This is a genomic window from Carnobacterium mobile DSM 4848 (assembly GCF_000744825.1).
In the GTDB taxonomy this organism is placed as follows: Bacteria; Bacillota; Bacilli; order Lactobacillales; family Carnobacteriaceae; genus Carnobacterium_A; species Carnobacterium_A mobile.
Map to the genome: position 1 here is coordinate 449,325 of NZ_JQMR01000001.1, position 11,673 is coordinate 460,997.

The following is an 11,673-nucleotide window of genomic DNA, read 5'->3' on the forward strand; positions in this document are numbered from 1 at the left end:
ATGACTAAAAATCTATTGTTAGAAATCGGTTTAGAAGAAATACCAGCACATATTGTAGGACCAAGCAGTCTGCAATTAGTCGAAAGAACAAAGAACTTCTTAAATGAAAATAGATTGACTTATGATGAAATCGTGCCTTTTTCAACTCCGAGAAGACTAGCTGTTATCGTTAAAAATCTAGCAGATAAACAAGCAGATATTGAAGAGTCAAGCAAAGGCCCAGCAAAAAAAATAGCATTAGATTCTGAAGGACAATGGAGTAAAGCAGCGATAGGTTTTGCGCGAGGCCAAGGGGTGTCTGTAGAAGAGATTTACTTTAAAGAGATCAAAGGAATTGACTATGTACATGTAGATAAATTTATTGCTGGAAAACCGGCTAAAGAGATCTTAGTTCATTTAGACAAAGTCATCACATCAATGAGTTTCCCAGTCAGCATGAAATGGAGCAGCTATCATTTAAACTACATTCGTCCGATTCATTGGATAACAGCTATGTTGGATGAAGAAATCATTCCATTTAGCTTATTAGATATTCAAACGTCTAATACAACCAGAGGGCATCGTTTTTTAGGTAAAGATCTGTCTCTTTCAACTGCGCTAGACTATGAAGCTGCGTTAGAAAAAGAATTTGTTATTGCCGATAGTGCAAAACGGAAAAACAGGATTGTATCGCAAATTCAAACGATAGCTGAAACACATCAATGGCAAATCACTATTGTCCCTGATTTATTAGAAGAAATCAATAATCTGATTGAGTACCCAACCGCCTTTTACGGTACCTTTAATAAAGAGTACTTGAACATTCCTAAAGAAATTTTAATTACTTCAATGCGAGACCACCAACGGTATATTGACGTAGCAGATCAAAAAGGTAATTTGCTGCCTTATTTCATCTCTGTACGTAACGGGAACGCTGAATACATTGAAACAGTTGTAAAAGGGAATGAAAAAGTTTTAACTGCTCGTCTAGATGATGGAAAATTCTTCTATGAGGAAGATAAAAAAATAACTATCGAAGAGTGCGTAGAGCAATTGAAACAAGTTACTTTCCATGAACAAATTGGATCAGTTTCTGATAAAATGCAGCGGGTTCGTTCTTTTGCCCAAGTAATCGGAACCACTGTAGGATTATCCGTTGAAGAATTAACAAGTTTGGATCGTGCCGCAGCAATTTACAAATTTGATTTGGTTACAAATGTGGTAGGAGAATTTCCAGAACTGCAAGGTATTATGGGAGAAAAATATGCTTTGCTACAAGGAGAGTCAGCAGCAGTGGCAACGGCTATTCGGGAACATTACTTGCCAATTTCAAGTGATGGCGAATTGCCGCAAACTACAATAGGGGCTGTTTTAGCTATCGCAGACAAGTTGGAGAGTGTCATGTCTTTCTTTGCGATCGGAAAAATTCCAACGGGATCTAATGACCCTTACGCTTTGAGACGGCAAACTTTTGGAATCGTTCGAATTATAGAGAAACAAAATTGGTTTTTCCCTTTCGGTACATTAAGAAAAGAATTGCTTCAAAGTTTGTTAACGAGTCCTAAAAATTTGGTGCGAGGCTATGAACAAAGCAGTAAAGAAGTAATTGATTTTGTAAAAGCTCGGCTTCATCAGTTATTACGGAATGAAGACATTCGATACGATGTAATTGATGCAGCACTACATTCAAACCAAGAAGATTTGATTGAAATCGTCAAAGCAAGCCGCATTTTAGAAAAACACCTTCAAGACAATACATTTAAACCAACGATCGAAGCATTGACCAGAGTCTTGAATTTAGCTAAAAAAAATAAAGAGTTGTTAACAGATTTTTCACCTGTAGTAGATGAATCATTGTTTGAGACGCTTTCTGAAAAGCAATTAGCTGCTCATATTGAAAAAATAGAAGACCGTTTTTATCAATTAGACAGTGAAGAAAAATACCAAGCTTTAAAGAGTCTGCAGCCTGTCATTGATGCCTTTTTTGATGAAAATATGGTAATGGCAGATAATGAAGCGATCCGAAACAATCGCTTAGCTTTATTAAAGAAAATTGCTCAATTGACTCTTTCTTTTGCAAGTGTTGACGAGTTAATCGTTAAATAAAACGAATTTTTTTACTTTTTGTTCCACTAAGGATATTCTTTCTTTGGTGGAACTTTTATTTATACCGAATAAATAGATTAGGAGGAAAAGGTTATGTTGAAAATGAAACGCATTTATGAAGAAGCAGAAAAAGCAGATCATTACCGTATTTTAGTTGATCGCATCTGGCCAAGAGGAATATCCAAAGAAAGAGCTGCATTAGATGAGTGGGAAAAAGAAATTGCGCCTTCTACAGAAATACGCAAAAAATTTAATCATGATCCAGAAAAATTTGAACAGTTTAGAAAAGATTATTTAACAGAATTGCACGAGAGTGAAAAAAGTGATGCATTCGTTGATTTGATCAAAACTCACCTAAAAAGAGGGAACGTTACTTTATTGTACTCAGCAAAAGATAAGGAAAACAATCAAGTAACAGTCTTACTCGAGTTTCTTGCTTCAAAAGGGGTTTCAGAAGCAAAAGCGATTGACTAAATGAAAATTTTCCTACTAAGGAACTTAGACAGACAAATAAAAGATTTGACCTTTCATTTGCCTGACAGGTTGCTTATAATAAATAACAGGATACAAAGGGGGATTTTATGTTAAAAAGTTTTTTTAGTTATTATCGTCCATATAAAAAATTATTTTTACTTGATTTTTTATGTGCTATTTTGGCAGCAGTACTGGAGCTGGCCTTTCCAATCGTTGTCAATCAAGTAATAGACGATTTATTGCCGTCCGAAAACTGGACTCTGATTGTTACTGCTTCTCTTTCGCTCTTATTTTTATATATCGTTAACACTGTTCTGCAATACATCGTTGTCTATTTTGGACACAAACTTGGAGTAAATATCGAAACGGATATGCGCCGAGAACTATATGCTCATCTTCAAACACAACCATTTAGTTATTTTGATAATAAAAAGACAGGGAAACTAATGGCTCGGTTGACGACTGATTTATTTGAAATTTCAGAAGTTGCTCATCATGGCCCAGAAGATGTTTTTATTACCTTGATCACCTTGTTTGGAGCTTTTATTTTAATGTTAACGATTCACGTTAAATTAGCTATTGCAACTTTTATCTTGATTCCATTTATTACGATTGCTTTAGTGTTCTTCAATAAAAAAATGACGGTTGTCAATACAGAAATTTACCGCAATTTAGGAGAATTTAATGCCGGTATTGAAGCTTCAGTCAGTGGCATTCGGGAAGTACAAGCTTTTGCTAATGAAGAGTATGAAGCAACTCGCTTTGAAGGACTCAATCAAGCTTACCGTAAATCAAAAATTCTATTTTATAAAATGATGGGAATCAGTTCTTCGTATAACTATTTTCTTATTCGTTTAATTAATTTGTTTGCTTTGTTTTTTGGAGCATTTTACACGATTCGCAATGAGATTAGTTATGGCGAATTCGTCAGCTTTATTCTATTAGCGAATATTTTTGTACGTCCAATCGAAAAAGTGAATACGATGATTGAAAGTTATCCTAAAGGTATTGCTGGTTTTAATCGTTTTCGAGAAGAACTACACAAAAAACCGGCTATACAAAACAAGCCAGGTGCTAAAGAGTTGTCTTCTGTAAAAGGAAATATTGAATACAAACAGGTTTCTTTTTGGTATGATCAGTCTAAAAAAATATTAAATAATATTAATCTTTCGGTATCTGCTGGAGAAACAATTGCTTTTGTTGGACCTAGTGGAGCAGGTAAAACCACTATTTGCAATTTATTGCCTCGCTTTTATGAAATAAATGCAGGTGAAATCAAGATTGATGGCACGAATATTCAAGATGTCACTTTAGATTCATTAAGGACCCAGATTGGTATTGTTCAACAAGATGTCTTTTTATTTCCTGGGAGTCTTCGCGAAAACATTCTATATGGCAACCTTAATGCAAGTGAAGAAGAAATTGCACGTGCTGTACAGTTAGCACACTTGGAAAAAGTTGTTGCAGACATGCCGGAAGGGTTGGACACCATTATAGGAGAACGCGGAGTCAAACTATCTGGCGGTCAAAAACAACGCTTATCTATTGCCCGTATGTTTTTAAAAAATCCACCTATTTTGATTTTGGACGAAGCAACATCAGCTTTAGATACGGCTACGGAGCAAGTTATCCAAGAATCGTTAAATTCATTGGCTACAGGAAGAACGACTCTGATCATCGCTCATCGTTTAGCTACCATTAAACACGCCACACGAATTATCGTGGTAGATGAAACAGGTATTGCTGAAGAAGGGAATCACGACGAATTGATGGCTTTGAACGGAGCTTACCGTCGTTTGTATGATGCTCAGTTTTCAAATTAAAAGCCGTTTAGTAAGATGTGAAGGCGATTTATAAAAAAAGCTAGTGTTAAACAAATAAATTAGGTATAATCACCCTATATTAGTAATAGAGGAAGTTTCTTTTCTTTTTAATGGCGAACTGGAGGTTTTTTGATGAATAACTATATTGTAGTAATTGGTACATTTATTTATGGATTGATGTTACTAAGTTTTTATAGTTTTTTTATTCGTATTTTTTTAAATAAACATAAAACAATCAAGCCTAAGAAAAAGAAAGAAGCACCTAAATAAAAAACAGTATCTTTATCCAATAGAATAAACAGCAGAGCAGAACATTAGACAAAAAATCAACATCTCCTATTGGAGTACGTTGATTTTTTGCTATGTCCAAACTAGCTTTTACTAATCTGCTATCGCACAAAGAAAGGAATGAAAACATGGAACCGTCAGTAAGAAGAGAACAGATTATGTCCATTTTAAAAAAAGCAACAGCCCCTGTCAGTGCTACTGCGTTAGCAAAGTCTTTCCAGGTTAGTCGACAAATCATTGTAGGGGATATAGCCTTGATTCGGGCTACCGGGATAAATATAACAGCAACTCCTAAGGGATATGTATTACATGGTGGTGTCTTCGCTGAGGACCGTTATACAGGTAAGCTGGCGAGTGGACATACCGCTGAGGAAACGCGAAAAGAGTTATATGCCATCGTTGACAATGGGGGAGAAGTGATTGACGTGATTGTAGAGCACCCCATCTATGGAGAATTATCGGGACAACTGAATATCGCGTCTCGTCATGATGCCGATCAATTTCTTGAAAAAATAAAGCATACACAAGCTAATTTATTATCAGAACTAACACAAGGCGTTCACTTGCATACCGTTGCCTGCAAAGATAAGCAAACATTTGACCGCATCTTCCAATCTTTATCCAAGTTGGGGTTATTGTATCATGATAAATAACTGTCTTGACACCTCTTTTCAAACAAGTATAATATAGGTTGACAGGTGTCAATACACCTTGGAACTATAAAATTATTGGAGATGTAACTATGCAAACAAAACGCGTTCACAAACTGACTATTTCTGCCTTACTTGTGGCAATCGGTATCCTCATTCCGATTATTTCACCCGTTAAAATTATTTTAGAGCCGGCTTCATTTACTTTAGGCAGCCATGTAGCTATTTTTATCGCTTTATTTATTTCACCTGTAATAGCAATCTCTGTTTCTTTAGGAACAGCTGTTGGTTTTTTGATCAGTGGTTTTCCATTGATCATCACTTTGAGAGCATTGACTCATGTTTTATTTGCAGGCTTAGGTGCTTATTGGTTAAAGAGAACTCCCGGCCTAATGGATTCTTCTTTTAAAACACAACTTTTTTCATTCGCATTAGGTTTAATTCATGCGGTAGCTGAAGTGGCAGTTGTTTCACTTTTTTATTTTGGCGGAAACATGTCTGCATCTTACTATAACCAAGGATTTTTACAATCGGTTTTCTTAATGGTGGGAATAGGAACTGTTGTGCATAGTATGATCGACTTTGGTATCGCTCATATCATTTGGAAAGCATTGAACGCTCGAACAAGTTTTGCTGCAACTTTATTAAAAATAAAAGGGTAAGACTAAATCCAATTAGTTGTTTACCCTTATTTTCTATGCTATAATACAATTTGAATAGTTCTGTCTATAGACAACGTAAAATTGAGTCGCACTTCTTTATTGAGTGCGACTCTTCATGACTTGTGCCTATAGTAGAGAGAATTTTTATTTGACTAAAGAGGTGAACGACTTGGCAATAAGAATTCCGGAAGAAACCGTCAATAAAATCAGACAAGAAACAAACATTACGGATGTTGTCAGTCAATATGTCCAGCTGAAAAAGAAAGGAAAAAACTTTTTCGGTTTTTGTCCTTTTCATGATGAGAAAACCCCATCTTTTTCTGTAACTGAAGAAAAACAAATTTTTCATTGTTTTAGTTGTGGTCGAGGCGGGAACGTTTTTACCTTTTTAATGGAAGTCGATGGATTAACCTTTCCAGAAGCAGTTATTAAAACCGCTGAAATAGAACAGATCGAGTTAGATGAAGCAGTAGTAAATGATCAAAAAAGACATTCTCAAGCACCTGATTCAAAAAAAGAAGTTTTATTTAAACTGCATGAAGAAAGCCTTGAGCTTTTCCATCACATTTTACTGAATACGACAGTTGGAGAAGAAGCTTTGTCTTATTTAACTACTCGAGGATTGACCCGCGAAGTAATTGAAACATTTGGGATTGGATTTGCTCCGCAAGAACGGACTTTACTATACCAATATTTAGTTGAAAAAGAGTATCAGGAAGATCTTTTAAAAGAATCGGGCTTATTCGTTGAAAGAGAAAATGGTACGTTGTTAGATCGTTTTTATAATCGAATCATTTTTCCAATTCGCAACCAACAAGGAAAGGTCGTCGCTTTTTCTGGTCGTATGTTAAAAAAAGACGATCATGAAAACAGCCCTAAGTACTTGAACAGTCCAGAAACGCTTCTCTTCAATAAACGAAACGTGTTGTTTAATTACGATAAAGCACGAGCAGCGATTCGAAGAGAAAAAGAAGTTGTTTTATTTGAAGGATTTATGGATGTGATTGCAAGCTGGCAAGCAGGAATCCAAAATGGAGTAGCTTCAATGGGAACCAGCTTAACAAATGAGCAGATTCATATGCTCGACCGTGTAACCGACCATGTTTTGGTTGCTTATGATGGAGACGATGCAGGGATTGAGGCAACAAAGCGTGCAACCGATCTTCTTGTTGAACAAACTGACTTTGATCTTGAAGTCCTGACTTTCTCAGAAGGCTTGGACCCTGATGAGTTCATCAAAAAAAATGGGCCAGCAAGTTTTAAAGAATTCTTGACACATGGTCGGGATACTTTATTTGGGTTTAAAATGAGGTATTATCGTCGAAACTTGAATTTAAACAATGAAAGTCAGCGTTTAAGTTATATTGAAAAGGTCGTAACGGAGATGCTCACGATTACGTCTGCCGTAGAACGGGAAATGTATTTTAAACAACTAGCCGATGAATTTGATTTTTCAATAGATACATTAAAAGAACAATTTCAACAACAATTTTATGAAGAACGAAAAAAACGTTCTAAAAAAAATAAACCTCAACCACCAAACCCAGAAGTACGTTCCACAGCTTTTTCACATGTAGAGCAACAAAGAAAGAAATTAGATTCGATTGAACGAGCAGAACAATTATTATTAAATCGCTTGTTTCATTTTGAAGAAGTCTGGATACAAATCAAAAGCTTAGCCGATGAATTTAGCTTTGTTCATGATGATTATCAAATGTTGTACCTTTTATATGAAAGCTTTTTGGAACATTCAGAAAGTCAAGCAACTACTGGAGCTTTCATTGATTTTGTGAAAGAAACGCATTTAAAGAACAAATTAGTTGAAATCGAACTTCAATCTCTTAGCGATGAAATAACCGCACAAGAAATAGAAGATTATATTGATGTGATTTCAAGAAAATCACGATTACAATCCCGATTAAAAGAAACACAAGAGGCACTATCAGAAGCATCCAAAAGAGGCGATCAGGCTCACTTGCGGACACTTATGATTGAAATAGTCAATTTATCGCGTTTGTTAAAAAATGGATGATTGAAGGAACACTGTAAGAGCGAAAAGGGAGGCATTTTTTTATGGCTGAAGAAAAAAAAGTAGTAACATTATCTTATAAAGATGCAATAAAGGCATTGATTAAAGAGTACAAAGAAAAGGGTACGATTCATTATGATGAATTAACCAATAAAATAGCTACACCCTACACATTAGATGCAGACAAAATGGATGCTTTAATCCAAGAAGTAGAAGATGCAGGAATTGGAGTCGTAGGAGATGACGGCGGTCCAACTGTTCGCCAAATGTTAGCTAAAGAGCGTGAAGAAGAAGCTGAAAAGCCAGAAGACTTGACTGCTCCTCCCGGAGTTAAAATCAATGACCCGGTTCGCATGTACCTAAAAGAAATCGGCCGTGTAAACTTATTAACTGCTGCTGAAGAAGTCATGTTAGCTAAAAAAATAGAAGCAGGCGATCAGGAAGCAAAACAACGTTTAGCAGAAGCCAACTTACGGTTAGTAGTCAGCATCGCAAAACGTTATGTCGGACGCGGAATGCAATTTTTAGATTTGATCCAAGAAGGAAACATGGGGTTAATGAAAGCAGTTGAAAAATTCGACTACACTAAAGGGTTTAAATTCTCAACTTATGCTACTTGGTGGATTCGTCAAGCGATTACGCGGGCAATTGCAGACCAAGCACGTACTATTCGTATCCCAGTGCATATGGTTGAAACCATCAATAAACTAATTCGGATCCAACGTCAATTGTTGCAAGATTTAGGCAGAGAACCAACTCCTGAAGAAATTGGAGCAGAAATGGATTTGCCAACAGAAAAAGTACGCGAAATTCTAAAAATCGCTCAAGAACCTGTCTCTTTAGAAACACCTATTGGAGAAGAAGATGATTCTCATTTAGGAGACTTTATTGAAGACCACGATGCAACCAGTCCTGCAGATAATGCAGCTTATGAATTATTAAAAGAACAATTAGAAGATGTCTTGGATACCCTAACGGACAGAGAAGAAAATGTTTTGCGGTTACGTTTTGGTCTAGATGATGGACGTACGAGAACATTAGAAGAAGTTGGAAAAGTATTCGGTGTAACACGTGAACGGATTCGACAAATTGAAGCAAAAGCTTTACGGAAATTGCGTCATCCAAGTCGTTCAAAACAATTAAAAGACTTTTTAGAGTAAGTCACTCTTTAGAGCCAAGCAAATGGATTCACATTTGCTTGGCTCTTTTTTTGTTGGAACTTAATAAAGCACACCACTAAAAAAACTGCTATAATGAAAGAGTATGAAAGTTTGAAGGGATGAGATAATATGTTATCGTTTGAAGAAAAAAAAGCACTATTTGACGAATATACTGAATTGACTGCAGTGCCTGTTTCATTAGATAGAATCAACTACCATTTTGAAGACAGTGCAGTAGCTAAAACAATCGTTATTCGTTTTCTGCATCCAAATGGCAATGCTTTTGTTTATGCTGGCTATTTGCCTAAAGAAGAAACCAATAAAGGTTACCTATCCATTCGTGACGCAGATAAAAAAACGATTCACGAGCTAGTAGATAAAGCACTTGCTTTTTTGAAAAAAACAGCAGATGGCTATGAAGAAGGCTATTCAGAATTGTGGTTTGATCAAAGAGGCGATGTATTGCGTTTGGTATACGATAATCCTATGTGGTCCATTAATTTACCGAATGGCCAAATCGAAGGTGTTTTTAAAACAAAAGAAGCTGCAGAAGGCTACTTGTTAGATGAGAGTTTCTTTAAAGATTAAATCCGTTCCTTTAAATTTATAATGAAAGAAGTGACAAGAGTTCAATGAATACAAAGCAGTTGTCTTTGCGATTAGAAAGAGCAGCCAGTTATGTTTTACCTGGTTCGCGCTTGGCAGATATTGGATCAGATCATGCCTACTTACCTTGTGCTTTAGCAGCTGAAGGCAGAATTGAATCTGCGGTTGCAGGAGAAGTGATTAAAGGACCTTTTGAAATTGCTGTTAAACAAGTAAGGCGATTAGGCCTTCAAGATAAAATCAGCGTTCGTTTGGGAGACGGATTGGAAGTGATTGATCCTGTTTCAGATCAATTATCTGCGATCACCATTTGCGGAATGGGAGGAACTTTGATTGCTGCTATTTTAGACGAGGGCTATCAAGCGGGAAAACTAACCGGAAAAGAGCGGCTGGTTTTACAACCCAATAAAGATGAATACCAACTAAGAACTTGGCTGGTCAAACACCAGTACCAAATTGTGGCAGAAGAACTAATAGAGGAAAACAAAAAATTATATGAAATTATTGTTGCAGAAAAATCAATTGACCAGCAAGTAACAGCTAGTGAAACTGACTTGGTTTTTGGTTTTCATCTTAAACAAGAACGGTCTCCTCTTTTTGTAAAGAAATGGCAAAATGAATTAAAAAAAGACAAACAAATTGCAGCAGATTTAACAAAATCAGCTACCGATCAAACAGAAAAAATAAAGGATTTTAAATCTAAAATCGAAAAAATTGAGGAGTTGCTAAAATGATTCGTATTCTTGGAAATGACTTAATTCGTAAATTTGAAGCTTTTGCACCAAAGACTTTAGCAGAACCAGGCGATCCTGTCGGTTTAGCAGTCGGTACTTTAAATAAACCGATTAAAAAAGTATTAGTTACGTTAGACGTTCGGCCTGAAGTAGTGCAAGAAGCCATTGAGCAACAAGCAGATTTGATATTTGCTCATCACCCGCCTATTTTTAGACCAGCCAAGAACCTCGTAACAGACGATCCGCAAAATAAAATGTATGCTGATTTATTAAAAAATGACATTGCGGTTTATGCGGCTCATACTAATTTAGACGTAGCAACAAACGGAATGAACGCCTGGTTAGCAAAGGCTATCGGGTTAAATAATACTGAAATCATGGCGGTTACTAAAAAAGAAAGCTATAAGAAACTAGTTGTTTTTGTTCCTTTATCGGACCAAGAAGCTATGATTGCCGCTTTAACAAAAGCTGGAGCTGGAAAAATAGGACCCAATTACCAAGATTGTTCTTACACAGTTGAAGGAACAGGACGTTTTACTCCAGTAAACCAAGCTGATCCTGCTATCGGCCAATTAAATCAGTCAGAGAACGTAGCAGAAGCCCGGATAGAAGTAATTTTCCCTAAACGATTAACTGCTGAGATAGAGCATGCTTTATTTACGGCTCATCCTTATGAAGAACCGGTTTATGATATTTATACGATTGAAAATTATATTGATGAATATGGTCTAGGACGAGTCGGCGACTTAACTGAACCTCTTTCTGTTTTAGATTTTGCTGAAAAAGTCAAAACAATTTTTGGTGTTTCTGGCTTACGCTATCTTTCTAAAGACAACAATCAGCTGATTCAACGTGTGGCAATTTGCGGAGGCGATGCTGGAAAGTATTACCCGGCTGCACTAGAAAAAGGAGCAGAAGTCTATATTACCGGAGATGTTTACTACCATGTGGCCCATGACATGTTGGCTGAAAACTTAACGGTTATTGATCCAGGCCATCATATTGAGAGCATCTGCAAAAAAGAATTGGCTGGACTTTTTACCAAATGGAGTCAAGAAATGAATTGGGATGTAACGATCATTCAGTCAGCGATCAATACAGATCCTTATCAATTTATTTAATGAGCTATTTTTTTATTTAGCTTTTATAAAAAAACATTCTG

Annotated in this window: 11 protein-coding genes; all 11 read left to right on the plus strand. The window is 36.2% G+C overall.

Annotation, left to right across the window (positions count from 1 at the left end):
- The 11 genes from glyS (at window position 1) to BR87_RS02085 (ending at window position 11,632) form a co-directional block, all read left to right on the plus strand.
- Window positions 1–2,085: a glycine--tRNA ligase subunit beta gene (glyS, locus tag BR87_RS02040; protein WP_035028085.1), complete on the plus strand. Its 2,085-nt coding sequence runs from the start codon at window positions 1–3 to the stop codon at window positions 2,083–2,085.
- Between the two features lie 93 nt (window positions 2,086–2,178).
- Complete coding sequence (locus BR87_RS02045; protein WP_035028087.1) at window positions 2,179–2,559, plus strand: DUF488 domain-containing protein; 381 nt, start codon at window positions 2,179–2,181, stop codon at window positions 2,557–2,559.
- A gap of 107 nt (window positions 2,560–2,666) precedes the next feature.
- A complete protein-coding gene (locus BR87_RS02050) occupies window positions 2,667–4,382 on the plus strand; it encodes an ABC transporter ATP-binding protein (RefSeq protein ID WP_035028090.1) in 1,716 nt (571 codons plus the stop codon).
- A 132-nt stretch (window positions 4,383–4,514) separates the two neighbouring features.
- Window positions 4,515–4,652: a hypothetical protein gene (locus BR87_RS12990; RefSeq protein WP_156959066.1), complete on the plus strand. Its 138-nt coding sequence runs from the start codon at window positions 4,515–4,517 to the stop codon at window positions 4,650–4,652.
- A 146-nt stretch (window positions 4,653–4,798) separates the two neighbouring features.
- A complete protein-coding gene (locus BR87_RS02055; RefSeq protein ID WP_035028092.1) occupies window positions 4,799–5,323 on the plus strand; it encodes a transcription repressor NadR in 525 nt (174 codons plus the stop codon).
- Between the two features lie 89 nt (window positions 5,324–5,412).
- Entirely contained in the window at window positions 5,413–5,982 is a 570-nt protein-coding gene (locus BR87_RS02060; protein WP_035028095.1) for a hypothetical protein, read from the plus strand.
- Between the two features lie 169 nt (window positions 5,983–6,151).
- Window positions 6,152–8,014: a DNA primase gene (gene dnaG / locus BR87_RS02065; protein ID WP_035028099.1), complete on the plus strand. Its 1,863-nt coding sequence runs from the start codon at window positions 6,152–6,154 to the stop codon at window positions 8,012–8,014.
- A 41-nt stretch (window positions 8,015–8,055) separates the two neighbouring features.
- A complete protein-coding gene (gene rpoD, locus BR87_RS02070) occupies window positions 8,056–9,171 on the plus strand; it encodes an RNA polymerase sigma factor RpoD (RefSeq protein ID WP_035028103.1) in 1,116 nt (371 codons plus the stop codon).
- Window positions 9,172–9,300: 129 nt separating this feature from the next.
- On the plus strand, window positions 9,301–9,759 hold the full coding sequence (locus tag BR87_RS02075) for a hypothetical protein (RefSeq protein ID WP_035028106.1): 459 nt from the start codon (window positions 9,301–9,303) through the stop codon (window positions 9,757–9,759).
- A 44-nt stretch (window positions 9,760–9,803) separates the two neighbouring features.
- The gene (locus BR87_RS02080) at window positions 9,804–10,511 is read left to right on the plus strand and encodes a tRNA (adenine(22)-N(1))-methyltransferase (protein WP_035028108.1); all 708 of its coding nucleotides are present in this window, start codon (window positions 9,804–9,806) and stop codon (window positions 10,509–10,511) included.
- A complete protein-coding gene (locus tag BR87_RS02085; protein WP_035028111.1) occupies window positions 10,508–11,632 on the plus strand; it encodes a Nif3-like dinuclear metal center hexameric protein in 1,125 nt (374 codons plus the stop codon). Before BR87_RS02080 ends, BR87_RS02085 begins: the two co-directional genes overlap by 4 nt.
- Window positions 11,633–11,673 lie beyond the last annotated feature (41 nt).

Bases quoted from the DNA above. Each gene is read 5' to 3' on its own strand.
- glyS (WP_035028085.1), top strand. From the start codon at position 1: ATGACTAAAAATCTATTGTTAGAAATCGGTTTAGAAGAAATACCAGCA.
- BR87_RS02045 (WP_035028087.1), top strand. From the start codon at position 2,179: ATGTTGAAAATGAAACGCATTTATGAAGAAGCAGAAAAAGCAGATCAT.
- BR87_RS02050 (WP_035028090.1), top strand. From the start codon at position 2,667: ATGTTAAAAAGTTTTTTTAGTTATTATCGTCCATATAAAAAATTATTT.
- BR87_RS12990 (WP_156959066.1), top strand. From the start codon at position 4,515: ATGAATAACTATATTGTAGTAATTGGTACATTTATTTATGGATTGATG.
- BR87_RS02055 (WP_035028092.1), top strand. From the start codon at position 4,799: ATGGAACCGTCAGTAAGAAGAGAACAGATTATGTCCATTTTAAAAAAA.
- BR87_RS02060 (WP_035028095.1), top strand. From the start codon at position 5,413: ATGCAAACAAAACGCGTTCACAAACTGACTATTTCTGCCTTACTTGTG.
- rpoD (WP_035028103.1), top strand. From the start codon at position 8,056: ATGGCTGAAGAAAAAAAAGTAGTAACATTATCTTATAAAGATGCAATA.
- BR87_RS02075 (WP_035028106.1), top strand. From the start codon at position 9,301: ATGTTATCGTTTGAAGAAAAAAAAGCACTATTTGACGAATATACTGAA.
- BR87_RS02080 (WP_035028108.1), top strand. From the start codon at position 9,804: ATGAATACAAAGCAGTTGTCTTTGCGATTAGAAAGAGCAGCCAGTTAT.
- BR87_RS02085 (WP_035028111.1), top strand. From the start codon at position 10,508: ATGATTCGTATTCTTGGAAATGACTTAATTCGTAAATTTGAAGCTTTT.